Origin of the sequence: Actinokineospora guangxiensis (assembly GCF_042657845.1) — a bacterium.
GTDB lineage: Bacteria > Actinomycetota > Actinomycetes > Mycobacteriales > Pseudonocardiaceae > Actinokineospora > Actinokineospora guangxiensis.
The window spans coordinates 242,276-268,356 of the sequence record NZ_JBHSKF010000003.1; the positions used below are offsets into that span (position 1 = coordinate 242,276).

Below are 26,081 nucleotides of genomic sequence, written 5' to 3' on the forward strand. Positions count from 1 at the left end.
GACTGTGCAGGCCCCGGCGGCGTTGGCGGCGGCCCGCACAGTCTTGCACCGCTACCTGATGCCCGACTGCCAGCCCTTCCCGTCAACGCCGCCCGGGATGGCCTCCGGTACGCCGTACGGTTCGCGGGTGAAGACGAAGGTCGCCAGGTCGAAGTGCGAAGGCGCGCCGTCGGCGCCCCGGTGCAGCTCCAGGGTCTCGCCCGCGTAGTAGCCGTCCAGGCCCGTCCACCTGTCGGGACCGGCCGGGCGGAAGCGCGACTGGCGTCCGCGCCCGGAGACCGGCGCGAGGTTCAGCCAGCGGTCGCCGAGCAGCTTGAGCAGGTACGGGGTCGGCCCCCAGTGCCACAGGCCGGTGAGTTCCAGCAGCGCCGGGTCGTGGTCGGTCAGCGGCAGCCACTCGGTCGGCAGCGCGGGCTCGTGCGCCTCGACGGTCGAGATGAGGTCGAAGGCCACGGTGCCCACGGCCACCCCGGAGGTCGAGTTCGCCGCGACGAACGCGCCGGTGCCGGTGCGCTCGTCGGCCAGCACCATCGCCAGGAACCCGGGCATCGAGCCGCCGTGGCCCGCCAGCCTGCGCCCGCCCATCCGCATGACCTGCAGGCCGAGGCCGTAGCCGGTGGTCCACTCGTCGGCGTCGTCGACGTGGGCGGGCTCGCGCATCTCGGCGACGGTGTCCGGGTGCAGCACGCCGCCGGTGTCGCCGGCGATGAGCCGCGTCCAGCGGGCCAGGTCGTCCGCGGTCGCCCAGAGCTGCCCGGCCGGGGCCATCGCGCCGGAGTCCGGGGTGGGCTCGGGCAGCAGCACGTCGGCGAACGGGTGCACCGCCCAGCCCGGCGCCGCGGCCGCCTGCGGGTGCGGGGTCGTGCGCTTCATCTCCAGCGGCTGGAGGATCTCGGCGTTCAGCGCCTCCAGCCACGAGTGCCCGCGCAGCCGGGCGACCAGCTCGCCGAGCACGCCGTAGCCCACGTTCGTGTAGTGGAACCGCGCGCCCGAGCGGTGCCGCAGGGCGTTCTCGGCCAGGCTGCGCTCCAGCGCCGCCCAGTCGCCGCCGGGGGCGCGCTCCCACCAGTCGCCGGGCGACTCCGAGGTCAGCCCGCCGGTGTGCGCGAGCAGCTGGGCGACGGTGACCGCGCCGAACGACGTCCCCGGCACGTGCTTGTCCAGCGGGTCGTTGAGGTCCAGCTTGCCCTCGTCGCGCAGCCGCATGACCAGCACCGCGACGAACGTCTTGGTGATCGACCCGATCCGGTACTGGGTGTCCCGGGTCGGGGCGGCCCCGTCGACCCGCCCGCGCGCGCCGAACCAGGCCAGACCGCCCTCGCGCACCACGCCCGCGGTGAGCGAGGGCGCGCGGCTGTCGGCCTGCTCGGCGGCGATCCTGCGGAGCAGGGCGAGTTCAGTGGTCTGCAGCATGAGGGGAATTGTCGGTCATAAAACAAGCCGATAAGACCGACACCCCATTCAGCGAATCCCCGGCCTAGGCGAGCGGGGTCACCGCGGCCCAGCCGTCGACCGCGTCGGGCGTGCGCGGACCGGGTCCGATGTAGGAGGCCGAGGGGCGCACGAGCCTGCCGGTGCGCTTCTGCTCCATGATGTGCGCGCACCAGCCCGCCGTCCTGGCGCAGGTGAACATCGCGGGCATCATGTGGGTCGGGACCTCGGCGAAGTCGAGGATGACCGCGGCCCAGAACTCCACATTGGTCTCGATCGCCCGGTCGGGGCGGCGCTCGCGCAGCTCGGCCAAGGCGGCCTGCTCCAGCGCGGCGGCCACCTCGTAGCGGGCGGCGCCCAGCTCCTGGCAGGTGCGGCGCAGCACGCGGGCGCGCGGGTCCTCGGCGCGGTAGACGCGGTGGCCGAAGCCCATCAGGCGCTCGCCGCGGTCGAGGATGCCGCGGACCACGCCGCGGGCGTCGCCGGTGCGCTCGACCTCGTCGATCATCGGCAGCACGCGGGCGGGCGCACCGCCGTGCAGCGGGCCGGACATCGCGCCGATGGCCCCGGAGAGCGAGGCGGCGACGTCGGCGCCGGTGGAGGCGATGACACGGGCGGTGAAGGTGGAGGCGTTGAGGCCGTGCTCGGCGGCGGAGACCCAGTAGGCGTCGATGGCCTTCACGTGGGCCGGGTCGGGCTCGCCGCGCCAGCGGGTCATGAAGCGCTCGGTGATCGTGGAGCACTGGTCGACGCGCTGCTGCGAGACCGCGGGCTGGTGCAGGCCGCGCGCGGACTGCGCCACATAGGACAGCGCCATGACCGAGGCGCGGGCGAGCTGGCCGCGGGCCTCCTCGTCGGTGATGTCCAGCAGCGGCCGGTAGCCCCAGATCGGGGCGAGCATGGCCAGGCCGGCCTGCACGTCGACGCGGACGTCGCCGGAGTGCACGGGGATGGGGAACGGCTCGGCGGGCGGCAGACCGGAGCCGAAGCGGCCGTCGACCAGCAGCGCCCACACGTCGCCGAAGGTGACCCGGCCCGCGAGGTCCTCGATGTCGACGCCGCGGTAGCGCAGCGCGCCGCCGTCGCGGTCGGGCTCGGCGATCTCGGTGCGGAAGGCGACCACGCCCTCCAGCCCGGCGCGGAAGCCGTCGTCCAGCACGGCCTCGGCCGTCCGCGCCGCTGTCTCCTGCACTGCGTTGTGCATGTGGTCCGCCTTTCGCGCCAAGCCCCGACTCGCGCTCGCGCGGCACCGCCCGCCGGGTTCGCCGACGGCGGGTCGCGCGGCTGTCCGGCCACACTGCTCCCCGGCCGCGAGGTTAGCAATCGTTCACGCCGGTGTCTTCGGTCACGATCCAGTGGAACGATCCAGTGGCCCGGTGCTTCCCCAGGTGGGCGGTGTCACCGTCCGGGCGGTTCCCGTTCACCTGGAATCCCCGTACCGTCGGCCTCGCGTGCGGAGAACCCCCACTCTCGGGATGGAGAAGCCGATGGCGGACGGCCACGACGTAGCGGACATCGCGGCGGACATCACGCTGGAACTCCCGACGATGCGGGTCTCCTACGAGACCGGCGCCCTCAACGAGGGCGAGTTGGCGGGCAACTGGCACGAGCAGCTGCAGAACTGGCTGGACGAGGCCCGGCGGGCCGGCCTGGCCGAGCCGAACGCCATGGTGCTGGCCACCGCGGGCGCCGATGGCATGCCGTCCTCGCGCACCGTTCTCGCCAAGGGCCTCGACCACCGCGGCCTGGTCTTCTTCACCAACTACACCTCGGCCAAGAGCCACGAGCTGTCCGCCTCGCGCTACGCCTCGGCCACGTTCCCCTGGTACGGCCTGCACCGCCAGGCGACCGTCCGCGGCATCGTGGAGAAGGTCAGCCAGGCCGAGACGGCCGAGTACTGGGCCAAGCGCCCGCGCGGCTCGCAGCTGGGCGCCTGGGCCTCCCCGCAGTCGATCGTGGTGAACGGGCGCTCGGCGCTGGAGAACGCGCTGGCCAATGTGGAGCGCCGCTTCGCCGACGCCGAGACCGTGCCGGTGCCGCCGCACTGGGGCGGCTGGCGCATCCAGCCGGAGCTGGTGGAGTTCTGGCAGGGCCGCCGCGACCGCATGCACGACCGCCTGCGCTTCAAGCTGACCCGTGACGGCTGGAAGCTGGAGCGCCTCGGCCCGTGACGGGCATCACCGCTGCTCAGGACGTCACATCCGGCCGTCCCAACTGGTTAGCTGAGCTAAGCTAATCAGTTGTGACGGTGGAGGAGCGCCCCAAGGGACTGCTGAGCAGGGCGCTGATCGACACCCGACCGCTGCGCATCAAGGACTACCGGCGGCTGTGGACGTCCACGGCGATCACCGCCATCGGCAGCCAGCTGACCGCGGTCGCGGTGCCCAAGCAGATCTACGACCTGACGGGCTCCTCGGCCTGGGTCGGGCTGACCGGCGCGGTCGGGCTGGTCCCGCTGCTGGTGTTCGGGCTGTGGGGCGGGGCGATCGCCGACGCCTTCGACCGGCGCAAGGTGCTGATCATCAGCAACACCGGCGTAGCGGTCACCTCGGCGCTGTTCTGGCTGCAGGCGTTCGCGGGCTTCGACTCGGTGTGGGTCGTGCTCGCGCTGCTGGGCATGCAGCAGGCGTTCGTGGCGGTCAACATGCCCACCCGCAGCGCCGCCATCGCCCGGCTCGTGCCGCCGGAGCTGCTGCCGTCCGCCAACGCGCTCAACTTCACGACCTTCACCTTCGGCATGGTCTTCGGTCCGCTGGCCGCCGGGTCGCTCATCCCGCTGCTCGGTCTGTCCACTTTGTATCTGATTGACACGGTCGCGCTGGTGCTGGCACTGAGCATGGTCTGCCTGCTGCCCGCCATCGAGCCCGGCGAGGGCGCCTCGCGCAAGGCCGGGCTGCGCGACATCGTCGACGGCTTCCGCTACCTCAGCGCGCGCAAGCTGCTGCTGGTGAGCTTCCTGGTCGACATCATCGCCATGGTGGCGGGCATGCCGCGGGCGCTGTTCCCGGAGATGGCCGAGCGCACCTTCGGCGACCCGCCCGGCGGCGGCGTCGCCCTCGGCTGGCTCTTCGCCGCCATCCCGATCGGCTCGGCGCTCTTCGGCGTCTTCTCCGGCTACTTCTCCCGGATGACCCGGCAGGGCGCGGTGATCACCGTCTCGATCGTGCTGTGGGGTGTGTCCATCGCGCTGTTCGGGCTGACCTCGTCGCTGTGGGTGGCGGTGGTGCTGCTGGCCATCGGCGGCGGCGCCGACCTGATCAGCGCCGTGCACCGCTCCTCGATGCTGCAGACCGAGGCGACGGATGAGATGCGCGGGCGCATGCAGGGGGTGTTCACCGTCGTCGTGGCGGGCGGGCCGCGCATCGCCGACCTGCTGCACGGCTGGGGCGGCGCGGCCGTCGGCCCGGCGCTCGCGGCCACCGCGGGCGGGGTGCTGGTGGTGGTGCTGACCGTGGTGACGGTGGCGTTCGTGCCGTCCTTCTGGCGCTACAAGTACGTTCCTCGGGTTGTCTGAACGCCTGTGATCCATGACACTTCGATCTTATGGCCGAGGTGACGAAGGAAGCGGAGCAGCCGCAGCTCAAGCGGGTCATCGGCCCCGGGCTGCTGCTGCTGTTCGTGGTGGGGGACATCATCGGCACGGGCGTCTACGCCCTGACCGGGACGGTCGCCGGGCGCATCGGTGGCGCGTTGTGGCTGCCGTTCCTGCTGGCGTTCGCGGTGGCCTTCGTGACCGCGTTCAGCTACCTGGAACTGGTCGGGAAGTACCCGAGGGCCGCGGGCGCGGCGCTGTACACGCACAAGGCGTTCGGCATCCAGTTCCTGACGTTCATGGTCGCCTTCACGGTCATGAGCTCCGGGATCACCTCGGCGTCCTCGGCCGCCCAGGCCTTCGGCAACACCTACCTGCGCGAGCTGATGGGCGACTCGCTCGTCGTGCCGACGGTGTGGATCGCGCTGGGCTTCATGGTGCTGCTGGCCGGGATCAACTTCCGCGGCGTGGCCGAGTCGCTGTGGGCCAACGTCGTCCTCACGATCATCGAGCTGACCGGTCTGCTGATCATCATCGTGGTCGGCTTCTACGCCGTGGCCTCTGGGCAGGGCGAGCCGTCGCGGCTGACCGAGATCGACACCGCCAGCCAGGCGCCCTGGCTGGCCATCTCCTCGGCGACGGCGCTGGCCTTCTTCGCCATGGTCGGCTTCGAGGACTCGGTCAACATGGCCGAGGAGTGCCGCGAGCCGTCGCGCATCTTCCCCAAGGCCATGCTGCTGGGCATGGGCATCGCCGCGGCGATCTACGTCCTGGTGGCGGTGACCTCCTCGCTGCTGGTCCCCGCCGACGAGCTGGCCGAGGCCAAGAGCGGTGCGCTGCTGAAGGTGCTGACGGCGGGCGCGCCCGGCTTCCCGCTGTGGGTGTTCGCGCTGATCGGCCTGCTCGCCGTCATCAACTCCGCGCTGATCAACATGCTGATGGCCTCCCGCCTGGTCTACGGCATGGCCAACGAGCGGATCATCCCGAAGGTCTTCGGCACGGTGCACCCGTTCCGGCGCACCCCGTGGGCGTCGATCCTGTTCACCACCGCCATCGCCATGGTGCTGGTGGCCACCGTCGACATCACCGTGCTCGGCGGGACGACCTCGCTGCTGCTGCTCATCGTGTTCACCGTGGTCAACGTCGCGGTGCTGGTCCTGCGCCGCGACCCGGTGGAGCACAAGCACTTCCGCGCGCCGACCGCGCTGCCGGTCGTCGGCGCCATCACCTGCGCGTTCCTGGCCAGCCCGCTGTCGGGGCGCCCGGCGCGCGAGTACGGGATCGCCGCGATCCTGCTCGGCGTCGGCCTGCTGCTGTGGGGGGTCAACCAGCTGGTGCTGCGCCGCGACCGCGCGCGGCGCTGAACCGGTCATCGGATCGTCGGCCCGCGCGCTCGGGTGAAACGGTGCGGTGCCGGGGAAGGCGGTCGGATCTGGCCGTATGGTGCGACCATGACCGCACTTGTGATCACCAACGGCGACGTCCGCGCCGTCGTGACCGCCACGGGGGCGACGCTTCGGGAGTTCTCCGTCGCGGGCGTCCTCTACTCCGAGACCTTCGCCGAGGGCGAGGCCCCGCCCCTGGGCTCGGGGGCGGTGCTCGTGCCGTGGCCCAACCGGGTCGCCGACGGACGCTGGCGCGGCGGCCAGTTGGAGATCACCGAGAGCGCGCGGAACAACGCCATCCACGGCCTCGTCCGGCACCAGGAGTGGGCAGTGGCCTCGCACGACGGGTCGGCGGTGCGGCTGGAGACCGAGGTCGGCACGCGGCCGGGCTGGCCCTTCCCGTTCCGCACGGCCATCACCTACGCCGTGGACGCCGCCGGGCTGACCGTCACCCACGAGGTCGCCAACACCGGCACCGAGACGATGCCCTTCGGCGTCGGCGTGCACCCGTACCCGCGGCCGGGCAAGGCCGACGCGGGGGAGTGCCTGCTGACGCTGGCCGCGACCACGCACCTGCCGGTCGACGCCGAGCGCCTGCTGCCCACCGGCGCGGTCGAGCCGATCGACCCGCGCCTGGCCGAGGGCGTCGCGCTGCGCGAGGTGCGCCTGGACAGCGCCTTCGGCGGCTGCGCGCCCGACAGCGACGGCGTCGTGCGGCACTGGCTGCGCGGCGACGACGGCGGCGTGCTCGTCTGGGCCGACGCGGTCTTCGGCTGGGTGCAGGTGTTCACCCCGCCGAGCTTCCCCGGCAACGACGGCCAGGCCGTTGCCATCGAGCCGATGACCTGCCCGCCGGACGCCCTCAACTCCGGTGTCGACCTGCTGGAACTGGCCCCCGGCGCGACCTGGTCGGCGTCCTGGGGTCTTTCGCCTTGCTAAGGTCTTTGTCGTGACGATCGCGATTACTGGTGGATATGTGGTTCCCGTCGGCGGCGACCCGATCGACGGCGGGACGGTGCTCATCGACGGCGGCAAGATCGTCGCGGTCGGCACGGCCGAGGACGTCGACATCCCCGACGGCGCCGACATCGTCGACGCTTCCGGCACCTGGGTGCTGCCCGGCTTCGTGGAGGCGCACGCGCACCTCGGCGTGCACGAGGAGGCCGAGGGCTGGGCGGGGCAGGACACCAACGAGATGACCGACCCGGTCACCGCCAAGGTCCGCGCCCTCGACGCCGTCAACCCCGCCGACGAGGGCTTCCGCGACGCGCTCGCGGGCGGCGTGACGACCGTGGTCGTCAAGCCGGGCTCGGGCAACGTCATCGGCGGGCACACCGTGGCGCTCAAGACCTGGGGCCGCACGGTGGACGACATGCTCATCCGCGACGCGGTGAGCATGAAGAGCGCCCTCGGCGAGAACCCCAAGCGCGTCTACGGCGAGAAGAAGACCATGCCGTCGACGCGCTTGGGCGTCGCGGCGGTCATCCGCGAGCAGCTGACCAAGGCCCAGGACTACGCCGCCCGGCGCGCGCACGCCGCCGAGGAGGGCAAGCCCTTCGACCGCGACCTCACGATGGAGGCGCTGGCCAACGTCCTCGACGGCTCGCTGCCCTGGTGCCAGCACGCCCACCGCGCCGACGACATCGCCACCGCGATGCGCCTGGCCGACGAGTTCGGCTACAAGCTGGTGCTCAATCACGGCACCGAGGGCCACCTGATCGCCGACGCCATCGCCGAGCGCGGCATCCCGGTGATCATCGGCCCGCTGTTCACCACCCGCTCCAAGGTCGAGCTGCGCAACCGCCACCTGCGCAACCCCGGCATCCTCGCCCGCGCCGGGGTGCAGCTCGCCATCACCACCGACGCCCCGGTCGTGCCGATCGACTTCCTGGTCCACCAGGTCACCCTGGCGGTCAAGGAGGGCTTGGACCCGGCCGAGGGCCTGCGCACCATCACCGTCAACCCGGCCGCCATCCTCGGCCTGGACGACCGCGTCGGCGCCCTGGCCCCGGGCCTGGACGCCGACGTCGTCCTGTGGTCCGGCGACCCGCTGGACGTCATGAGCCGGGCCCTGCGGGTCTTCGTGGACGGCCGCGAGGTCTACCACTACGACGAGTCCGCCGGCCGCGGCGTCACCGCCGACCCGTACTACCGCGAGCGCTGACCCGACGGGCGGCGCGTTCGCCGAACGCGCCGCCCGGAAGGCGCTGGCCTGCGACAATCCCCGGCATGCCGGACGAGAACGCCACCGAGATCCCGCTGCACTCCGCCTACCGAGGCGCCAAGGCCCCGCTGATCGTCGAGGCGTGGGAACGCCAGATCACCTCGGCGGCCTCGATCGAGGCCGCCCGCCTGCAGGTCGCCTACCTCCAGCTGCTCCAGCTGCGCACGATCAAGCGGGTGCTGATCTTCACCCTGATCATCCTGCCCGCCCTCGCCGCGGTCCTCTGGATCGTCAACCACACCCTCGCCGACGCGCGCTGAGGCCTCAGCCCTTCTTCAGCTCCTTGGCGATGACCACGCGCTGGATCTGGTTGGTCCCCTCGAAGATCTGCGGCACCTTCGCCTCGCGCATGTAGCGCTCCACCGGGAAGTCCCGGGTGTACCCGGCCCCGCCGAGCACCTGCACGGCGTCGGTGGTCACCTTCATCGCCGCGTCCGTGGCCACGAGCTTGGCGATCGAGGCCTGGCGGACGAAGGGCAGCCCGCGGTCGCGCCTGCGGGCGGCCTCCAGGTAGGTGGCCCGCGCCGACTCCACGGCGGCGGCCATGTCGGCCAGCAGGAACTCCACGCCCTGGAAGTCCGCGATCGCCCTGCCGAACTGCTTGCGGCCCTTCGCGTAGGCCACGGACTCGTCCAGCGCGGCCTGGGCCAGCCCGACCGCGCACGCCGCGATGCCGAGACGACCGGAGTTCAGCGAGGTCAGCGCGATCTTGAGGCCCTCGCCGTCGGCGCCGAGCAGCCGGTCGGCGTCCACCCGCGCGGACTCGAACAGCAGCTGCGTGGTCGGCGAGCCGGTCAGGCCCATCTTCTTCTCCGGCGGCGCGGCGGAGAAGCCCGGCGCGCCGGCGGGGACGAGCAGGCAGCTGATGCCCTTCGCGCCGGTGTCGGCGGTGCGCACCATGGTGGTGTAGAAGTCGGCCTGGCCGCCGTGGGTGATCCACGCCTTCGCCCCGTTGACGACGTAGGCGTCCCCGTCCAGCACCGCCTTGGTCGACAGCGCCGCCGCGTCCGAGCCCGCGTGCATCTCCGAGAGCGCGTAGGCGCCCAGCAGCTCGCCGCCGAGCATGTCCGGCAGCCAGCGCTCCCGCTGCTCGTCGGTGCCGTGCTCGGCCAGGGCGTAGCAGGACATCGTGTGCACCGACAGCCCGACGCCGACCGACATCCACGCGGCCGCGATCTCTTCGACGACCTGCAGGTACACCTCGTAGGAGACCGCTGAGCCGCCCCACCGCTCCGGATACGGCAGCCCGAGCAGGCCGCTGCGCCCGAGCAGCCGGAACTGCTCGCGCGGGAAGCGGGACTCCTCCTCGTAGGCGGCGGCCAGCGGGGCCAGCTCGTCGCGGGCGATCTCGCGGGTGAGCTTGAGCAGGTCCTCGGCCTCGGTGGAGGGGAGCAGACGCTCAGCGGGCACGGTGATCCTCCGATCAGGGGGATGCTGGGGATACTGCCAACAGTACTGTGGGACACCTCAGAGTACCGTGGCACGCTGGTGGGGTGACCAGACCAGCGCCGACCGCCCGCCAGGCCGCTCTGATGGCCGAGCTGCTGGCGCTGTTCCTGCGCGAGGGCTTCGCCCAGTTCACCCTCGACGACCTCGCCGCCCGCCTGCGCTGCTCCAAGTCGACCCTCTACGCCCTGGCGCCCAGCAAGGAGCAGTTGGCCAGGCGGGTGGTCAGCCGGTTCTTCCGCGCCGCGACCGAGCACGTGGAGAAGCGGGTCGCCACCGCAGCCGACGCCCGCGAGCGGATCGCGTCCTACCTGCAGGGCGCCGCCGACGAGCTGACCCCGGCCTCGGACCGCTTCCTCGCCGACATCGCCGCCTACGCCCCCACGCAGGCCGTCTACGAGCGCAACGCCCAGGCCGCGGCGGCCCGCATCCGCGCCTTCATCACCGAGGGCGTGGCCGAGGGGATCTTCCGCGAGGTGCACGCCCGCCTCGTCGGCGAGATGGCCGGGTGGCTCATCGAGGGCATCCAGACCGGGGTGCTCGGCAGGCGCGCCGACGTCTCGCACGCCGAGGCTTTCGCGGCCCTGTCCGACCTGCTGCTCGGCGGCCTGGCGCGCTCCGGGGGCCCGGACACGCCGTGAACCCTTGTGATGCCTGTCCCAACGCTGCCGGAAGGCCGGGTCCACGGGTGTCCGGATTGCGCGTGGAGCACTAGCGTAGGGGGCTCAGGACCCCAACGGGGCGGTGCTGCGCCGCGGCGGCGACCTTGCCGCGGATGCGCCCGACCAGGCCTGCACCGGCTCGGCCGACCGACCGCCCTGACGAGTGTGAGAGGTACTTGCATGCCCGACGGGACGGCTGTGCCCACCGGCACCGAGCAGACCGCCACCCTGCACCACCCCGGTGGTGAGCACGAGATGAAGGTGGTCCCGGCCACCGAAGGCACCTCCGGCGTCGATCTGGGGAAGCTCCTGGCCAAGACGAGCCTGGTCACCCTCGACCCCGGCTTCGTCAACACCGCCAGCTGCTCGTCCGCGATCTGCTACATCGACGGTGACGAGGGCATCCTGCGCTACCGCGGGTACCCGATCGAGCAGCTCGCGGAGAAGTCGACGTTCTCCGAGGTCAGCTACCTGCTGATCTACGGGGAGCTGCCGTCGCGGGCGGAGCTGGAGGAGTTCACCCACAAGATCAGCAGGCACACCCTGCTGCACGAGGACCTCAAGCGCTTCTTCGACGGCTTCCCGCGCGACGCGCACCCGATGCCGGTGCTGTCCTCGGCGGTCTCGGCGCTGTCCACCTTCTACCAGGACAGCCTCAAGCCCTTCGACTCCAACCACGTGGAGATCTCCACGATCCGGCTGCTGGCCAAGCTGCCGACGATCGCGGCCTACGCGTACAAGAAGTCGGTCGGCCAGCCGTTCCTCTACCCGGACAACTCCCTGGGCCTGGTGGAGAACTTCCTGCGGATGACCTTCGGGTTCCCGGCGGAGAACTACGAGCTGGACCCGGCCCTGGTCAAGGCGCTGGACCTGCTGTTCATCCTGCACGCCGACCACGAGCAGAACTGCTCGACCTCGACGGTGCGCCTGGTCGGCTCCTCGGAGGCCAACCTCTTCGCCTCCATCTCCGCGGGCATCAACGCCCTGTTCGGCCCGCTGCACGGCGGCGCCAACAGCGCGGTGCTGGACATGCTGGAGGGCATCCGCAACTCCGGCGGCGACGTCGAGGCCTTCGTGCGCAAGGTCAAGAACAAAGAAGACGGCGTCAAGCTGATGGGCTTCGGCCACCGGGTCTACAAGAACTACGACCCGCGCGCCGCCATCATCAAGCGCACCGCCGACGACATCCTCGGCAAGCTCGGCGGCGACGACTCGCTGCTCGACATCGCCAAGCAGCTGGAGGAGCACGCGCTCTCCGACGACTACTTCGTCGAGCGCAAGCTGTACCCGAACGTGGACTTCTACACCGGCCTGATCTACCGGGCCATGGGCTTCCCGACCAAGTTCTTCACGGTCCTGTTCGCCCTGGGCCGCCTGCCCGGGTGGATCGCCCACTGGCGCGAGATGATGAACGACCCGGCCACCAAGATCGGCCGCCCGCGGCAGGTCTACACCGGCCACACCGCGCGCGACTACAAGTCGCTCAGCGAGCGCTGATCTCCCTCCCGGAAGGGGCCGCCCCGAGTTGGGGCGGCCCCTTCCGGCGTCCGGGGGTAGCGTTGTCCGCCGTGGCACCGTCGATCATGTGGTTCCGCCGCGACCTGCGGCTGGGCGATCACCCCGCGCTTCTCGCCGCCGCCGAGCGTGACTCGGCCGCGGTGGCCCTCTACGTGCTGGACGAGCGGCTGGGGGACCGCTCGGGCAAACCCCGCCTGGCGTTCCTGCACGCCTGCCTGCGCGCGCTGGACGAGCAGCTGGACGGCAGGCTGCTGGTCGTCCGCGGCGACCCGGTCGACGTCGTGCCCAGGGTCGCCGCCGCCTTCGGCTCGGACTCCGTCCACGTCTCGGCGGACGCGGGCCCCTACGGCCGGGAGCGCGACAAGGCCGTCGAGGCCGCTCTGTCCGATGTGGAGTTCGTCCGCACCGGCTCGCCGTACGCGGTCACCCCGGGCCGGGTCACCAAGGGCGACGGGACCCCGTACAAGGTCTTCACGCCGTTCAGCAGGGCGTGGGCCGAACACGGCTGGCGCAAGCCCGCCGACACCGATGCGTCCACAGTGGACTGGATTGATCCGTCCACCAAGGATGGCGGTCCTCGTCGGGTCCGGATTCCGGAAGGTCCCGCCGTGGACGCGGCCCTGCCCGAGGCGGGCGAGCACGCCGCTCTGGCCGCGTGGGAGGCTTTCCGCGACGAGAAGCTGCCCGACTACGCCAAGCGGCGCGACCGCCCGGACCTCGACGGCACCAGCCGGATGTCGGCCTACCTGCGCTGGGGCTGCGTGCACCCGCGCACGCTGCTCGCCGACCTCGGCCCCGGCGACACCACCTACCGCGCCGAACTGGCCTGGCGCGAGTTCTACGCCGATGTCCTGTGGCACCGGCCGGAGAGCGCCAGGGAGAACTTCAACCCGAAGTTCGACGCCCTGCGCCACGACACCGGCAAGGCCGCCGCCGCGCGCTTCGAGGCCTGGTGCGCGGGGGAGACGGGCTACCCGATCGTCGACGCGGGCATGCGCCAGCTCCTGGCGGAGGGGTGGATGCACAACCGCGTCAGGATGATCACCGCGAGCTTCCTCACCAAGGACCTGCACGTGCCGTGGTGGCTGGGCGCACGGCACTTCATGACCCACCTGGTCGACGGCGACCTCGCCTCCAACCAGCACGGCTGGCAGTGGACGGCGGGCACCGGGACCGACGCCGCGCCCTACTTCCGCGTCTTCAACCCCACCACCCAGGGCCGCAAGTTCGACCCGGACGGCGCCTACATCCGCCGCTACGTCCCCGAACTCCGCGACCACGACGGCGACGTCCACGAGCCGAAGGGCGCATCGGGGTACCACGCGCCGATCGTGGACCACGCCGAGGAGCGCAAGGTCGCCCTGGACCGCTACGCCGAACTCTGAGCGCTCAGCGCAGGGCCTCGCGCAGCGCCAGGCGCGGGCCCGTCCGCAGGGCCGAGCGGCTGTAGACGCGCGCGCCCAGCCAGGCGAGGACGGCGACGCTCGCCGAGGTCAGCACCAGGGCGAGGACGATCTGCCACAACGGCACCGCGCCCAGCGCGATGCGGCCCGGCATCATGATCGGCGAGAGCGGGGGCAACAGCGACAGCGTCGTGGTGAGGCCGTCGTTCGGCGAGCGGGTCAGCAGGCCGAAGCCGAGGACGAAGGCGATCACCAGCACCATGGTGATCGGCAGCAGCACCGCCTGGGTCTCCTCCTGCCGCGACACCAGCGACCCGGCGGTGGCGAACACCATGGCGTAGAACAGGAACCCCAGCAGGTACCAGACCAGGCCCCAGAGCAGCGTGCCGATGGCCGGGCCCGGGATCGTCAGCACGTCGGTCAGCAGGGCCAGCCCGAGCCCGACCGCGGTGATGGCCGCGAACTGGACCAGCCCGACCAGCCCCAGCCCGATGACCTTGCCCACCAGCAGCTGCCACGGCCGCACCGCCGCCAGCAGGACCTCCACGACCCGGCTGGACTTCTCCTCCACCACGCCTTGGGCCACCGTCGAGCCGTAGAACAGCAGTGCCAGGTACAGCAGCGCCACCACCACCGCGGCCACCGCCAGGCGCTGCCCCCTGGCCGGGTCGGGCGCGGACTGGGAGTGCACGTCGATGGTGGCGTCGGCGACCGAGGACAGCACGCGGTTGGGGTCGAGGTCCTCGACGGCGGCGAGTTCTGCCCGCAGCACCTGGTCCTGGACCAGGTTGTTCAGCACCTTGCGCAGGTCCTCGTCCAGGCCGTCGCGGACGACGACGCGCAGCGAGGAGGGGGAGCCGCTGACGAGGACGTCGAGGTCGTCGCCGGCGACCATCGCCTCGCCCGCGGCGACGTCGGGGACCAGCGAGGTCTCCACGTCGAGGCCGCGGGCGGCCGACTGGGTGACGAGGGGGCCCGCGATGGCGGCGGCCTGCCCGACCAGGCCGACCCGGCTGCGCTCGGCCGCGGCGAACAGGGAGCTCTGCATCAGGACCACGACGATCAGCAGGAGCGCGGCCACCGCGGTGCTCACCGCGAAGGAGCGGGTGCGGAGGCGGGAGTCGATCTCGCGACGGGCGATCAGCCACACCGTGCTGGTCGGGCTCACTCGTCTCCCCCCTCTCCTGCCCCGCTCTCCCCTCGCGCCCCCGGGGTCGGCTGTGCGCGACCATTATCTCGGACCCGCCCGCGCCCGGGTGGTCGGGTGCGCCTGCAAACGAGTTGGCCGAATCACTCCCGCGCGGGAACCGGGCGGGACATGCTCCGTCCAAGACGATGATCCGGGTTGGACCATGGGAGGGACCGGATGAAGCCCGAGCAGTGGCTTGCGCAGTACGACGAGAAACTCCAGGCGGCTGCCAAGAGCGCGCAGAAGGCCGACCAGGCGCTGCGCGAGGTGGGCGGCGCGGCGACTTCGTCCGACGGCGAGATCACGGTGCGGGTCAGTGCGAACGGGGCCACCACGGGTCTGGTGCTGCGGCCGGGCGTGCGCGACCTGGAGCCCGAGCAGCTCGCCAGGACGATCATGGAGGTGACCAGGCAGGCCCAGCGCGACGCGGCCGCCAAGGTCGTCGACACCATGCGCGAGCTGGTAGGGGACGGGCCCGCGCTGGACGTCGTCAAGAGCCACCTGCCCGAGGGCTTCCGCGGTGACGGGGCCGACGAGCCGATGGACCTGGTCAAGCATCGGGACAAGCGGTCCGACGACGAGTACTTCGACAACCCGCCGGAAGTCGTCAACTAAACAGGAGCGGCTCTCATGGGAGACGGTTTCAACGTCAACATCGCCGAGATGCGCGGCCACGCCCGCACCGTCTCGGACTGCTCGGCGCAGGTGCACAGCGCGCAGGGCATCACCCAGCAGGTCGGGCAGGACGCCTACGGGCTGATCGGGAGCTTCTTCGCCTCGTTCATCCTCTCCGCCTGCGGCGACGTGCTGGAGGGCTTCCAGAAGGTCGCCACCGCGATCGACGACGTCCGGCAGGGCCTGGAAGCCGTCGCCGAGGACTACGAGTCGATCGACCTGGGCAACGCCAGGACGTTCGGCGGGAGGGTCGGGCAGTGACGAACCCGAGCACGACGAACCCGGGCACGACGAACCCGAGCACGACGAACCCGAGCACTGGCGCGACGGTGGTCAGCTTCACCCCGGAGGGCAACGGGGAGCAGGCCGCGCAGAGCATCGGCGGCAACGTCCGCGCCGCCAAGAGCGCCATCGAGTCCGGCGACTGGCTCGAAGCCACCTCGGCGGTCACGAACGTGGCCATGGACGTGATCAACATCGCGGGCGACCCGCTGGGCGCGGCGGCCAGCGCCGGGTTCGGCTGGATCATCGAGCACATCTCGTTCCTGCGCGAGCCCTTCGACGCCCTGCTCGGCGACGCCAACTCGATCATGGGCGGCGCGCAGAGCTGGACCAGGGCGGGCGGTGAGCTGGACGCGACCGCCCAGCGCTACCGCCAGGCCTCGCAGCAGGAGACCTGCAACTGGCGCGGCACGGCGGGTGACGCCTACCGCAGGGCCAGCGAGACCCAGGCCGAGGGCCTGGAGGCGCTGGCCCAGGTGAGCCGCGCCATCGGCCAGGCGATCCAGTCCGCAGGCCAGATGCTGGCCGAGGTGCGCAAGACCGTCCTGGAAATGATCAACAAGTGCGTGATGAAGGTCATCCAGATCATCATCCAGGCACTGGCCTCGTCCTGGCTGAGCTTCGGCGCCAGCATCGCCCAGGGCATCGCCCAGTCGGTGGCGACCGCGGTGCAGACGGCGCAGAAGATCGTCAGCAAGGTCCAGCAGTTCGTCTCCAAGCTGCAGAAGATCATCTCGACGATCAAGAAGGTGGTGGAGCTGGCCAAGACGGTCAAGCAGCTGCTGGAGACCATCGGCGGCCGGGCCAACACCTCCCCGCGTGCCCAGGGCACCCACAACACCCCGATCGACACCTCCCGCATCGACGCGGCCGCCGACGCCCGCTACACCAACCCCGGCCAGGTCAACGGCGCGACCTACGCCCAGGCGGCGACCCCGAACTACGGCTACGACCAGTACCGCCCCGGCCAGCCGACCGGCGGACCGTCCTACGGCCAGAACCCGCCCCCGCCGTCCTACGGCGGCTTCCAGACCCTGCCCGCGGGCGGCGGCGGCCAGCGGCCCGGCTACCAGACACCCCCGCCTCCCGGCCGCCCGTCCACCGTCACCGGCCCCACCGGCGGCGGCGGGTACGGCCCGAGCGGCCCACCGCCGGACCCGGGCGCCCCTGCCTCCCGCGTCGACCGGGCCCGCTGGATCGGCAGCGCGGTGGAGATGCTGATCAGCCACGGCGTTCCGCCGGAGCGCATCAACCCGGGCGAGATCGCCCAGATCGTCGACCGGGTCTCCGGGGGCAACCCGCACGCGATGAACACCGGCGCCCCGTCGGCCGCGGAGGGCTACCCGCCCAAGGGGCTGATGCAGATCACGGACCCGCAGTTCGCCCAGCACCAGGTTCCCGGCCACGGCAACATCTGGGAGCCGGTGGACAACCTGCTGGCGGGCGTGCTCTACATGCTGGCCCAGTTCGGCACCCTGATGCAGGCGATGGAGGCCCAGCCGGCCTTCACCACCCAGACCGCCTAGCGCGACCGGACGACGCCCGCGGCCGCCCTGGACCACGCCAGGGCGGCCGCGGGCGTTCGCGGCCGGCTCAGCGCAGTCCCGCGAGGGCGCGTTCCACCAGGTCGGTGACGCGGGGGAGGGCGGCTTCGCGGTCGGGGGCGACCAGGCCGACGCGGGTCCGGCGGTCGAGGACGTCCTCGGGGGTCAGGGCGCCCTCGGTGCGGACCGCCCAGGCGACTTCCGCGCCGGTGACCGGGCTGCCGGGGGTGACCGGCTTGGCCAGGTCCGGGTCGACCTGGGCCAGGGCGTGGATGGTCTCGGCCTCGGTGCCGTAGCGGGAGATCAGCCACGGCGGGGCCGCCAGGTCGGCCAGCCTGCGGCGCGGGGCGGCGCCCACCAGCGGGATGTCGCGGGTGCGGGAGCGGGGCGCCCGCAGGTCGGCGGCGCGGGCGGCGGCGTCGACGGCGTCGGCGGCCATCTTGCGGTAGGTGGTGAGCTTGCCGCCGACGACGGTGACCACGCCGTCGGCGGCGGTGAGCACCGCGTGGTGGCGGGACAGGTCCGCCGAGCGCTCGCCGGGGGTGTCCAGCAGCGGGCGCAGGCCAGCGAACGCGCCGAGCACGTCGGCGCGGGTCGGCGGGGCGGCCAGCGCGGTGCCCGCCACCGACAGCAGGAAGTCCACATCGGACTCCGGTACCGCGGCAACGTCGGGGACGTGGTCCATCGGCTCGTCGGTCAGGCCGAGGTAGACGCGGCCGTCGGGCTGGGGCAGCACCAGCACGAACCGGCCGAACTGCCCCGGCACCGGGACGGTGAGCGCGGCGCCGCCGATGCCCAGCGACGCGCCGTCGAGCACCAGGTGCGAGCCGCGCGAGGGGCGCAGGCGCACGTCGGGGGCGAGCCCGTCGGCCCACACGCCGGTCGCGTTGACCACGGCCCTGGCGTCGATGCGCAGCGTGGCGCCGGTCAGCTCGTCGCGCACCCGCGCCCCGGAGCCGTCCACCGACAGCGCGCGGACCTTCGTCAGCACGGCCGCCCCCCGGCCGGCCGCGGTGCGGGCGATGGCGACGACCAGCCGGGCGTCGTCCACGACCTGCCCGTCGAAGGACAGCAGACCGCCGCGCAGCCCGGCGCGGTCCAGGCCCGGAGCCAGCGCCAGCGCCTCCTGCGCGGACACCCGGCGCGGACCGGGCAGCACCGACGACGGCGTCCCGACGGCCCGGCGCAGCCCGTCGCCCGCGACGAGCCCCGCGTAGGTCAGGGCGGCCGCCTGGCGCGACACGTGCGGGGTCAGCGCCACCAGCTGCGGCAGGGCCCTGGTGAGGTGCGGCGCGGTGCGGGTGAGCAGCACGTGCCGCTCGGCCGCGCTCTCCGCGGCCAGCCCGATGTCGCCTTTGGCCAGGTAGCGCAGGCCGCCGTGGATGAGCTTGCTGGACCAGCGCGAGGTGCCGAAGGCGAGGTCCTCGCCCTCCACCAGGGCGACCGACAGCCCGCGCGAGGCCGCGTCGAGCGCCACCCCGGCCCCGGTGGCCCCGCCGCCGACCACGAGCACGTCGACCGCGCGCCCGGCCAGGCCGGCCAGCTCGGCGGCGCGGCGGGCGGCGTTGATGGCCGTGCGCCTCACGGGTGCTCCGGGCGCAACGACGCCTCCAGCAGGTGGGTCAGCTCGGCCAGCAGGTCTTCGACCGGGACGTCGGCGGTGGCGGGGGCGAGGGAGAGCACGAAGGACTGCACGGTCAGCAGCAGCGCGCGGGCCTGGGCGGCGGTGTCGGCCCTGCGGATGGAGCCGTCGGCGTGGCCCGCGGTGAGCTGGCCGACGAGGTAGGCCTCGGCGATCTTCTGCGTGCTGCCGAGCCGTTCGACGATGTAGGGCAGGACCATCGCGCCGTCGCGGTCGAGCACGGTGCGCATGACCGGGTCGGCGGTGATCGCGCGCACCCCGGCGACCGCGCCGCGGACGAGGCGGTCGCGCGCGGTGGGACCGTCGATGACACCGGCCGCCGCGCGGGTCATCAGCTCGCCGAACTCGCGGGTCATCAGCGCGCCGAGCAGGGACCGGACGTCGGGGTGGCGCCGGTAGAGGGTCATGCGGCTGACCTGCGCGCGGCGGGCGACGTCGGTCAGGGTGGTGCGGCGCACGCCCTGTTCGAGGACGCACTCCCGGGCGGCGTCGAGCAGCACCCGGTCGGCCACCCGGGTCGTGGGTGGGGTGTGACGTTTGGCCGTCATGTGTCACACTCTAGCGCGTGACCAGCACTCCCGACCAGATCGACCCCGGACTCCGCGCCACCTGGACCGCGGGGGGCGGCGCGCACCTGCCCGCCGACGCCTTGGCCTGGCTGCGGGAGCGCACCGGACTGCGGCCCTCGGCCACCCCGGTCACCGAGGTCGCCGTGCCCGAGAGCGCGCTGCCGGAGGCCGCGCGCGCTGCCTTCGCCGCCATCGTCGGGCCCGAGCACGTGCTCGTCCTCGGCGACGACCGGCTCGGCCGCGCAGGCGGTCTGTCCTACTTGGACCTCCTCGGCTGGCGCGGCGGCGAGGTCGTCGTCCCCGACGCGGTGCTGCGGCCCGCGGACCCCGGGCAGGTGCAGAGCCTCATCGAGTCCTGTGTGGAGCACGACGTCGGCCTGGTCCCGTTCGGCGGCGGGACCTCCGTCGTCGGCGGGGTGAAGGCGCTGCGGGCAGGCAAGAGCGCCGTCGTCGTGCTCGACCTGACCCGGCTGGACAAGCTCGTCGCGCTCGACCCGGTCTCGCGTGTCGCCGTGCTGCAGGCGGGCGTCACCGGCCCCGAGGCCGAGCGGATGCTGGGCGCGAGCGGGCACACCCTCGGCCACTTCCCGCAGTCCTTCGAGCGCGCCACGATCGGCGGCTTCGCGGCCACCCGCTCCTCCGGGCAGGCCAGCGCGGGCTACGGCCGCTTCGAGGCCATGGTCGAGCGCCTGCGGGTGGCCACCCCGCGCGGGGAGTGGCGCCTGGGTGTCGCGCCCGCCTCCGCCGCGGGGCCGGACCTGCGGCACCTGGTCGTGGGCAGCGAGGGAGCCTTCGGCGTGATCACCGAGGTCGCGCTGCGCGTGCGCCGCGAGCCCGCGGCACGGCGCTACGAGGGCTTCGTGCTCGACGGCTGGGCCGCGGGCACCGACGCGGTGCGCAGGCTCGCCCAGGACGGCGGTCGCGGCACGGTGGTCCGGCTCTCGGACCCCCAGGAGACCGAGGTCGGCTTCGCGCTCAAGGGCGGCTGGAAGACCGGTGTCGTGCGCCGCTACCTGCGGGCCCGCGGCGTGGCCGAGCCGTGCCTGCTGGTCCTGGGCTGGGAGGGCCGCGACAAGGCCGACCTGGCCGCCCGGCGCCGCGCGACGCTGCGGGCGCTGCGCGGGCTGCCGAAGGTGGCGCTGGGCACCCCGGTGGGCGAGGCGTGGCGGCACGGCCGCTTCGCCGGACCGCGCCAGCGCGACGCCCTCATGGAGGTCGGCGTGTGCGTGGAGACCCTGGAGACCGCCACCCGCTGGAGCAGGCTCGACGAGCTGCGCGAGGCGGTCCGCACGGCCCTGTTCGACAGCCTCACCACCGCCGAGCGCACCCCGGTGGTGGCCTGCCACATCTCGCACAGCTACGAGACGGGCGCCTCGCTCTACTTCACCGTCCTCGTGCCGCGCTCGGCCGACCCCGTCGGCCAGTGGACGGCGGCCAAGCGGGCCGCGTGCGAGGCCATCGCGGGTGTCGGCACCATCAGCCACCACCACGCCGTCGGTGTCGACCACGCGCCCTACCTCGCCGAGGAGATCGGCGAGCTGGGCGTGGACGTGCTGCGCGCGGTCAAGCGGGAGCTGGACCCGACGGGGGTGCTGAACCCGGGGAAGCTGGTAGGGGACGCCTGAGCGCACCGAGCGCGAGAACCCCCACCAGGCCGCCGGCGAAGAGCAGCCACGCCTTGGTCGCGCGCGCGGAGGTCGCCTCCTCGCACAGCGCGATGTAGGCCACGGTCGTGGTCTGCACGTTGTAGCCGAGGTCCTCGACGATCCAGTCCGTCTCCGCGCCGCCGATGGCGTTGCCGCAGGTCACGCCGTGCCCGCTGGCCGGGTCGGGGTGCGCGACGCCCACCGGCACGACGGCGAGGACGAGCCCGACCAGCATGGCCAGCAGCGCCAGCACGGCGCCGAAGCCCCGCGGCGTGAGGGTGATCTGGTCCAGCGGGTCGGTGGTCATGACGCAGAGGGTGGCCCATCGCCCGCGGCTTTGTCATCCGATCGGGGGAAGACCAGGGGATTCCCGGGTGGCCCGCTCCGCGCCCAGCACGACCGCGGCGGCGTGCACGGCCGCCGCGACGCGCAGCGCCTCGTGCGCGGTGGCGACCTCGACCCCGGCGGCGCGCAGCTTGCCGTCGTGGTTGCGCAGGCAGACCTCGCAGCCCGCGATCGCCGAGACCGCCAGCGCCCACAGCTCGAAGTCGGCGCGGTCGACCCCCGGGCGGGCCGTGACCCGCATGCTCAGCCGGGCGGGCAGCCCGTCGTAGTCCGGGCCGAGCTGGTGCTTGGCCCGGTAGTACACGTTGTTCATCGCCATGACGGCCGCGGCGGACTTGGCGGCGGCGACCGCGGCCGGGGCCAGCCTGCGCTCGGCCTCGGTGGCGAACACGGCGGTCACCGCGGGCTCGCGGGCGGCCACGGCGCAGGCCAGCGCGGTGCCCCAGAGCTGCTGGTCGGTCAGCGGCGAGTCCGCCAGCACCGCGGCCAGCGACCGCCGGACGTCCTCGGCGTGGTCGGGGATGGCGGCGAGCAGCGCGGCGAGCGGCATGGCCTGGCCCTTCGGCGGGAGTGGGTGCGGCCATCCTGCTGTCCTGACGCGCGCGGAGAAACCCCGGGGCCCGGTCAGGTGAACCGTCCCACCTTCGGGTGACCGAGGTTGCTCCCCGCCCGTCAGGGCGCGATTTTGGTCACATGAACCCCCAGGACCTGATCGGACACGACGTCTACGACCCGGAGGGCCAGCGCATCGGCCAGGTGGGCGCGGTGTACGTCGACGGGTCCACCCGGGAGCCGCAGTGGGTGACCGTCCGCACCGGCCTGTTCGGGCCGAGGGAGACGTTCGTGCCGCTGCGCGGCGCCAGCAACGACCACTCTGGACTGCGGGTCGGCGTGCCGATGGCCACGGTCAAGGACGCTCCGCAGGCCCCGCTGCCCGACGACGACGCCGCCGTGGCGCTGTTCCGCCACTACGGCCTGCCCGACGCCCCCGCGCCGGTCCCCGCCCAGCGCGGGCCGAAGCCGTCGGACATGCCCCGGCGCAAGGTCCGCTGACTCACTCCGGCGAGGTGGTGGCGGGCCACGGCTCGCGCAGCAGCGGCATGCCGTCGACGGTGGGCAGCCACACGTAGGTCCAGGCGACGGACCCGTCGGCGAGCACCACGCGCACGCGGTCGTACTCCGGGCCCTCGTAGGAGTCCAGCCCGGCCAGTGCCGCGCCCGAGCGCAGCGGCACCGACCAGCCGCGCACGCCGGGCCCGTCGCCGAGCACCAGCGCCGGGTAGCCCCGGCCGGTGTCGTGCAGCGACCCGGCCAGCGCGGCGGGCCGCGCCGGGCCCGCGGCGTGCGGGGCCAGCAGCCGCCAGTGCGAGGCGCCCGGCTGCAGGGTGCCGTAGACGAACAGCTCGCCGGGCAGCGCGCGCGGGTCGGGCGGCCCGCTCACCTCGGCGGCGTCGAGCCCGTCGCCGTCGGCGGGCGCGCCGACCAGGTGCGCCGCCGCCGAGCGCGGCACGTCCGCGCAGGCCACCGGGGCCCCGTGCACCAGCAGCGGGCGGCGGGTGTCCCGCGCGCCGAGGTAGGCCAGCACCGCGCCCCACGTCCCGCCGTCCTCGGTGGTGACCGAGCCGGTCGAGACCGACGCCAGCCGGTAGCGGTCACCGCGGCCCTCGCAGCGGTCGAAGGCGAGCACCTGCCCGGCCGATGCCATGATCACCGCGTGCTGCTCGACGGCGCCCGGCGCGGCGGCGAGCACGGCGGGCCGCTGGTCGTCGACCACCCGCAGCCCGGCCGCCCACACCGCCGAGAGGCCGGCGCAGCGCGCCCGCAGCACCACGACCGGGCCGGACAGCCCGTGCCGGGCGCGCAGCCAGGTGAGCTTGGCCGGGCACGGGTTGGACCCGTAGGACAGCAGGGGAACCCGCTCGGCCAGCGGCGGGTGCCCCCGCTCGACCAGCCACCCGTCCAGGTCCACCGCAGGCTCTCCGCCGTGGACCCGCCAGCCCGAGCGCGCCTCGCGCGCCGGGGTCAGCCGGTGGCCGCGGCCGTCGTCGTGCAGGTAGGAGAAGTCTGGCCGGGCACCGGGATAGGGCGCGGCCGGGTACTCGGCGTCGGTGAACTCGGCGGGCACCGAACCCTCCACATCGGACCGGTCAGGTCGGCTCGCCGTCCAGCTCGGCGAGGAACTCGGCCCAGAACTCCTCGACTGTGCGCTCGAACCGGATGCCCAGCTCCAGGGTCTTGACCTGCCAGCGGTCGGCGTAGTCGATGATCTGCTCGCGCTGGGCGAGGTAGTTGTCGGCCCGCGCCTTGTGCGACTCGTAGCGGTGCACCGCCAGCGCGCGCAGGTCCTCCGGCCCGCCCATGGAGGAGAAGAACAGCTTCAGCAGGCCGATGTCGCGGACCTCGGTCTGCTCCCGGCTCTCGTCGGCGAGCCACCCGGCCAGCGCCGCGCGGCCCGCGTCGGTGATCGAGTACGTGCGCTTGCGCCTGCCGCCCTCCTCGACGGCGGCGGTGACGAGGCCGTCGTCGGCCAGGCGCGCGGGCTCGTCGTAGAGCTGGGAGTGCGCGAACGCCCAGAAGTTCCCGATAGTCATGCCCACCCGCTGCTTGAGCTCGTAGCTCGTGGCGGGCGCGTAGGAGAGCATCCCCAGGACCACATAGGACGTCGCGGTGAGCTTTCGGGGGCGCTTGCCCTTCTCGGTCGGCAGGCCCGGTCACCTCCTCGTTCGCCGGGTCAGGTGCACACTACCCACCCGCTCCGCCCGGACCCACCCGCTCCGCCCGGACCCACCCGCTCTGCCCGGCCCGGCCCCGCGCGGGCCGGGCCGGGCCGAGGCGGCTAGTCCAGGCGCGTGACGTCGAGCCTGCCCTCGGCGTGCTGGGCGCGCAGGACCTTCTTGTCGAACTTGCCGACGCTGGTCTTGGGCACCTCGGGGATGAACGCCCAGTTCTCCGGCACCTGCCACTTGGCCACCTTGTCGGCGAGGAACTCGCGCAGCTCGGCGGGCTCGGCGGTGGCGCCGTCGCGCAGCACGACGGTGACCAGCGGGCGCTCGTCCCACTTGGCGTCCGGCACGCCGATCACCGCGGCTTCGGCGACGGCGGGGTGGGCCATCACGTGGTTCTCCAGCTCCACCGAGGAGATCCACTCGCCGCCGGACTTGATGATGTCCTTGGAGCGGTCGGTCAGGGTGAGGAAGCCGTCGGGGGTCAGCGTGCCGACGTCGCCGGTGCGCAGCCAGCCGTCGTCGAACTTCGCCGCGCCGTCGGAGTCCTCGCCCTCTTCCTCCAGCCGGTAGTACGAGCCGGTGATCCACGGCCCGCGGACCTCCAGCTCACCCACGCTCTCCCCGTCCCACGGGACCTCCGCGCCGTCGTCGCCGACGAGCCTGCCCCGCACCCCCGCGGGCATGCGGCCCTGGGTGTAGCGGTAGGCCCAGGTCTCGGAGTCGGAGAGCCCGGCGGGCGGGCGGCACACCGAGCCCAACGGCGAGGTCTCGGTCATGCCCCAGGCGTGGATGATGTGCACGCCGTGCTTCTCGGCGAAGGTGTGCATCATCGACGGCGGGCAGGCCGAGCCGCCCACGACGACCTCGCGCAGGCTGGAGATGTCGCGCGGCTGGGCCTCCAGCGCCGCGAGCACGCCCTGCCAGATGGTCGGCACCGCGGCCGAGTGCGTCGGCCGGAGCGCCTCGATCATCGCCAGCAGCGGCTCCGGCTGCAGGAACCGGTCGGGCATGATCAGCGACGCGCCGCACATGAACGCCGCGTACGGCATGCCCCAGGACATGGCGTGGAACTGCGGGACGATCACCAGCGAGGTGTCGGCGGGGGACAGGCCGAGGCCGTCGCTCATGCAGACCTGCATGGAGTGCAGCCAGATCGAGCGGTGCGAGTAGACGACGCCCTTGGGGTTGCCGGTGGTGCCGGAGGTGTAGCACATGGCCGCGGCCTCGCGCTCGTCCACGTCCGGCCAGTCGAACTCCGCCGACTGGCCCGCGAGCAGGTCGGCCCAGGCGTGCACCTGGACGCCGTCGGGGGCCGCGATGGCCTCGGCCGGGCCGTTGGCGACGATCACGTGCTCGACGGTGGTGAACGTCGGCAGGACCTTCGCCAGCAGCGGCGCGACGGTCGCGTCGACGATGACGACCTTGTCCTCGGCGTGGTTGGCGATGTAGGTCAGCTGGTCGGGGAACAGGCGCAGGTTGAGGGTGTGCAGGACCGCGCCCATGGCGGGCACGGCCAGGTAGGCGGTCTGGTGCTCGGCGTTGTTCCACATGAAGGTGGCGACCCGCTGGTCGCCGGTGACGCCGAGGCCGCGCAGCGCGTTGGCCAGCCGGGCGGCCTCGGCGCCGATCTCGGCGAAGGTCGCCGTCCGCGCGCCGTCTCCGGTCCAGGTGCGCACGGTGCTGCCCGCGTGCACCCTGGCCCCGTGCCGCAGCAGCGTTCCGATGGACAGGTTGCCGTCCTGCATGGTGCTCAACATCGTCGTCCAAGCTCCCTGGCGTAGTCCCCGACCGTTACCCGTGAGTAATGGGTAGAGCCTAGTGCGCCGCTGTGGCTCAGGACACCTCCCGAATCGGAGTTGATC

Annotated in this window: 25 protein-coding genes; 14 read left to right on the forward strand and 11 right to left on the reverse strand. The window is 73.0% G+C overall.

The features are described 5' to 3' along the window. Positions 1–51 precede the first annotated feature (51 nt). Positions 52–1,413, reverse strand: a complete 1,362-nt coding sequence (locus tag ACFPM7_RS07990) for a serine hydrolase domain-containing protein (RefSeq protein ID WP_378245486.1) — start codon at positions 1,411–1,413, stop codon at positions 52–54. A 64-nt stretch (positions 1,414–1,477) separates the two neighbouring features. After that, positions 1,478–2,635, reverse strand: coding sequence for a citrate synthase 2 (locus tag ACFPM7_RS07995; RefSeq protein ID WP_378245488.1), 1,158 nt, complete (start codon positions 2,633–2,635; stop codon positions 1,478–1,480). A 283-nt stretch (positions 2,636–2,918) separates the two neighbouring features. Here ACFPM7_RS07995 and pdxH point away from each other — a divergent pair, with 283 nt between their 5' ends. The 6 genes from pdxH to ACFPM7_RS08025 all read left to right on the forward strand — a co-directional run bounded on the left by pdxH (position 2,919) and on the right by ACFPM7_RS08025 (position 8,832). After that, positions 2,919–3,602 (forward strand): pyridoxamine 5'-phosphate oxidase, encoded by a 684-nt coding sequence (gene pdxH / locus ACFPM7_RS08000; RefSeq protein WP_378245490.1) that lies wholly within the window; start codon positions 2,919–2,921, stop codon positions 3,600–3,602. 71 nt (positions 3,603–3,673) lie between these two features. Further along, on the forward strand, positions 3,674–4,945 hold the full coding sequence (locus tag ACFPM7_RS08005; RefSeq protein ID WP_378245492.1) for an MFS transporter: 1,272 nt from the start codon (positions 3,674–3,676) through the stop codon (positions 4,943–4,945). Between the two features lie 29 nt (positions 4,946–4,974). Continuing rightward, positions 4,975–6,327 (forward strand): APC family permease, encoded by a 1,353-nt coding sequence (locus ACFPM7_RS08010; protein WP_378245494.1) that lies wholly within the window; start codon positions 4,975–4,977, stop codon positions 6,325–6,327. 87 nt (positions 6,328–6,414) lie between these two features. Then, complete coding sequence (locus ACFPM7_RS08015) at positions 6,415–7,287, forward strand: aldose 1-epimerase family protein (protein WP_378245496.1); 873 nt, start codon at positions 6,415–6,417, stop codon at positions 7,285–7,287. Positions 7,288–7,297: 10 nt separating this feature from the next. Next, on the forward strand, positions 7,298–8,512 hold the full coding sequence (locus ACFPM7_RS08020; protein WP_378245498.1) for an amidohydrolase: 1,215 nt from the start codon (positions 7,298–7,300) through the stop codon (positions 8,510–8,512). A 65-nt stretch (positions 8,513–8,577) separates the two neighbouring features. Continuing rightward, a complete protein-coding gene (locus ACFPM7_RS08025; protein WP_378245500.1) occupies positions 8,578–8,832 on the forward strand; it encodes a hypothetical protein in 255 nt (84 codons plus the stop codon). 4 nt (positions 8,833–8,836) lie between these two features. Here the strand turns inward: ACFPM7_RS08025 and ACFPM7_RS08030 are convergent, their stop codons facing one another. Next, complete coding sequence (locus tag ACFPM7_RS08030; RefSeq protein WP_378245502.1) at positions 8,837–9,982, reverse strand: acyl-CoA dehydrogenase family protein; 1,146 nt, start codon at positions 9,980–9,982, stop codon at positions 8,837–8,839. Positions 9,983–10,104: 122 nt separating this feature from the next. Here ACFPM7_RS08030 and ACFPM7_RS08035 point away from each other — a divergent pair, with 122 nt between their 5' ends. From ACFPM7_RS08035 to ACFPM7_RS08045, 3 genes are all read left to right on the forward strand, one after another. Next, positions 10,105–10,659: a TetR/AcrR family transcriptional regulator gene (locus tag ACFPM7_RS08035; protein WP_378246317.1), complete on the forward strand. Its 555-nt coding sequence runs from the start codon at positions 10,105–10,107 to the stop codon at positions 10,657–10,659. Between the two features lie 201 nt (positions 10,660–10,860). Then, positions 10,861–12,177: a citrate synthase gene (locus ACFPM7_RS08040; protein WP_378245504.1), complete on the forward strand. Its 1,317-nt coding sequence runs from the start codon at positions 10,861–10,863 to the stop codon at positions 12,175–12,177. 62 nt (positions 12,178–12,239) lie between these two features. Beyond that, the gene (locus tag ACFPM7_RS08045; RefSeq protein ID WP_378245506.1) at positions 12,240–13,583 is read left to right on the forward strand and encodes a cryptochrome/photolyase family protein; all 1,344 of its coding nucleotides are present in this window, start codon (positions 12,240–12,242) and stop codon (positions 13,581–13,583) included. A 4-nt stretch (positions 13,584–13,587) separates the two neighbouring features. On the opposite strand, the gene ACFPM7_RS08050 is transcribed toward ACFPM7_RS08045, so the two are convergent. Then, positions 13,588–14,769, reverse strand: a complete 1,182-nt coding sequence (locus ACFPM7_RS08050) for an ABC transporter permease (RefSeq protein ID WP_378245508.1) — start codon at positions 14,767–14,769, stop codon at positions 13,588–13,590. Between the two features lie 198 nt (positions 14,770–14,967). Here ACFPM7_RS08050 and ACFPM7_RS08055 point away from each other — a divergent pair, with 198 nt between their 5' ends. Genes ACFPM7_RS08055 through ACFPM7_RS08065 form a run of 3 tightly spaced genes read left to right on the forward strand, consistent with a single transcriptional unit; the run spans position 14,968 to position 17,273 of the window. Then, entirely contained in the window at positions 14,968–15,405 is a 438-nt protein-coding gene (locus ACFPM7_RS08055; protein WP_378245510.1) for a YbaB/EbfC family nucleoid-associated protein, read from the forward strand. 15 nt (positions 15,406–15,420) lie between these two features. Next, positions 15,421–15,726 (forward strand): WXG100 family type VII secretion target, encoded by a 306-nt coding sequence (locus ACFPM7_RS08060; RefSeq protein ID WP_378245512.1) that lies wholly within the window; start codon positions 15,421–15,423, stop codon positions 15,724–15,726. Then, a complete protein-coding gene (locus tag ACFPM7_RS08065; RefSeq protein ID WP_378245514.1) occupies positions 15,723–17,273 on the forward strand; it encodes a WXG100-like domain-containing protein in 1,551 nt (516 codons plus the stop codon). The genes ACFPM7_RS08060 and ACFPM7_RS08065 overlap by 4 nt, the downstream gene beginning before the upstream one ends. 67 nt (positions 17,274–17,340) lie before the next feature. Here ACFPM7_RS08065 and ACFPM7_RS08070 read toward each other — a convergent pair whose 3' ends face one another. Together ACFPM7_RS08070 and ACFPM7_RS08075 are read right to left on the reverse strand one after the other, a co-directional pair. After that, positions 17,341–18,876: a glycerol-3-phosphate dehydrogenase/oxidase gene (locus tag ACFPM7_RS08070; RefSeq protein WP_378245516.1), complete on the reverse strand. Its 1,536-nt coding sequence runs from the start codon at positions 18,874–18,876 to the stop codon at positions 17,341–17,343. Then, entirely contained in the window at positions 18,873–19,481 is a 609-nt protein-coding gene (locus ACFPM7_RS08075; protein ID WP_378245518.1) for a TetR/AcrR family transcriptional regulator, read from the reverse strand. The genes ACFPM7_RS08070 and ACFPM7_RS08075 overlap by 4 nt, the downstream gene beginning before the upstream one ends. Positions 19,482–19,498: 17 nt before the next feature. Between ACFPM7_RS08075 and ACFPM7_RS08080 the strand changes: the two genes are divergently transcribed. Continuing rightward, on the forward strand, positions 19,499–21,127 hold the full coding sequence (locus ACFPM7_RS08080) for an FAD-binding oxidoreductase (RefSeq protein ID WP_378245520.1): 1,629 nt from the start codon (positions 19,499–19,501) through the stop codon (positions 21,125–21,127). On the opposite strand, the gene ACFPM7_RS08085 is transcribed toward ACFPM7_RS08080, so the two are convergent. Together ACFPM7_RS08085 and ACFPM7_RS08090 are read right to left on the reverse strand one after the other, a co-directional pair. Further along, on the reverse strand, positions 21,066–21,455 hold the full coding sequence (locus ACFPM7_RS08085) for a hypothetical protein (RefSeq protein ID WP_378245522.1): 390 nt from the start codon (positions 21,453–21,455) through the stop codon (positions 21,066–21,068). The two genes, ACFPM7_RS08080 and ACFPM7_RS08085, sit on opposite strands and share 62 nt — an antisense overlap. A 33-nt stretch (positions 21,456–21,488) precedes the next feature. Beyond that, entirely contained in the window at positions 21,489–22,043 is a 555-nt protein-coding gene (locus ACFPM7_RS08090; RefSeq protein WP_378245524.1) for a carboxymuconolactone decarboxylase family protein, read from the reverse strand. 143 nt (positions 22,044–22,186) lie between these two features. Between ACFPM7_RS08090 and ACFPM7_RS08095 the strand changes: the two genes are divergently transcribed. After that, complete coding sequence (locus ACFPM7_RS08095; RefSeq protein ID WP_378245526.1) at positions 22,187–22,546, forward strand: PRC-barrel domain-containing protein; 360 nt, start codon at positions 22,187–22,189, stop codon at positions 22,544–22,546. Position 22,547: 1 nt separating this feature from the next. On the opposite strand, the gene ACFPM7_RS08100 is transcribed toward ACFPM7_RS08095, so the two are convergent. From ACFPM7_RS08100 to ACFPM7_RS08110, 3 genes are all read right to left on the reverse strand, one after another. After that, the gene (locus ACFPM7_RS08100) at positions 22,548–23,618 is read right to left on the reverse strand and encodes a gamma-glutamylcyclotransferase (RefSeq protein ID WP_378245528.1); all 1,071 of its coding nucleotides are present in this window, start codon (positions 23,616–23,618) and stop codon (positions 22,548–22,550) included. A gap of 22 nt (positions 23,619–23,640) precedes the next feature. Continuing rightward, positions 23,641–24,135 carry a PadR family transcriptional regulator gene (locus ACFPM7_RS08105; protein ID WP_378245530.1) on the reverse strand — a complete coding sequence of 165 codons (495 nt, stop codon included), beginning with the start codon at positions 24,133–24,135 and terminating at the stop codon, positions 23,641–23,643. A gap of 194 nt (positions 24,136–24,329) precedes the next feature. Next, positions 24,330–25,976 carry a long-chain fatty acid--CoA ligase gene (locus ACFPM7_RS08110; RefSeq protein ID WP_378245532.1) on the reverse strand — a complete coding sequence of 549 codons (1,647 nt, stop codon included), beginning with the start codon at positions 25,974–25,976 and terminating at the stop codon, positions 24,330–24,332. Positions 25,977–26,081 lie beyond the last annotated feature (105 nt).

Coding starts and splice junctions, on each gene's coding strand:
- ACFPM7_RS08015 (WP_378245496.1), top strand. CDS start 6,415: ATGACCGCACTTGTGATCACCAACGGCGACGTCCGCGCCGTCGTGACC.
- ACFPM7_RS08025 (WP_378245500.1), top strand. CDS start 8,578: ATGCCGGACGAGAACGCCACCGAGATCCCGCTGCACTCCGCCTACCGA.
- ACFPM7_RS08075 (WP_378245518.1), bottom strand. CDS start 19,481: ATGACGGCCAAACGTCACACCCCACCCACGACCCGGGTGGCCGACCGG.
- ACFPM7_RS08095 (WP_378245526.1), top strand. CDS start 22,187: ATGAACCCCCAGGACCTGATCGGACACGACGTCTACGACCCGGAGGGC.
- ACFPM7_RS08040 (WP_378245504.1), top strand. CDS start 10,861: ATGCCCGACGGGACGGCTGTGCCCACCGGCACCGAGCAGACCGCCACC.
- ACFPM7_RS08035 (WP_378246317.1), top strand. CDS start 10,105: ATGGCCGAGCTGCTGGCGCTGTTCCTGCGCGAGGGCTTCGCCCAGTTC.
- ACFPM7_RS08010 (WP_378245494.1), top strand. CDS start 4,975: ATGGCCGAGGTGACGAAGGAAGCGGAGCAGCCGCAGCTCAAGCGGGTC.
- ACFPM7_RS08110 (WP_378245532.1), bottom strand. CDS start 25,976: ATGTTGAGCACCATGCAGGACGGCAACCTGTCCATCGGAACGCTGCTG.
- ACFPM7_RS07990 (WP_378245486.1), bottom strand. CDS start 1,413: ATGCTGCAGACCACTGAACTCGCCCTGCTCCGCAGGATCGCCGCCGAG.
- ACFPM7_RS08090 (WP_378245524.1), bottom strand. CDS start 22,043: ATGCCGCTCGCCGCGCTGCTCGCCGCCATCCCCGACCACGCCGAGGAC.
- ACFPM7_RS08055 (WP_378245510.1), top strand. CDS start 14,968: ATGAAGCCCGAGCAGTGGCTTGCGCAGTACGACGAGAAACTCCAGGCG.
- ACFPM7_RS08060 (WP_378245512.1), top strand. CDS start 15,421: ATGGGAGACGGTTTCAACGTCAACATCGCCGAGATGCGCGGCCACGCC.
- pdxH (WP_378245490.1), top strand. CDS start 2,919: ATGGCGGACGGCCACGACGTAGCGGACATCGCGGCGGACATCACGCTG.
- ACFPM7_RS08105 (WP_378245530.1), bottom strand. CDS start 24,135: ATGCTCTCCTACGCGCCCGCCACGAGCTACGAGCTCAAGCAGCGGGTG.
- ACFPM7_RS08085 (WP_378245522.1), bottom strand. CDS start 21,455: ATGACCACCGACCCGCTGGACCAGATCACCCTCACGCCGCGGGGCTTC.
- ACFPM7_RS07995 (WP_378245488.1), bottom strand. CDS start 2,635: ATGCACAACGCAGTGCAGGAGACAGCGGCGCGGACGGCCGAGGCCGTG.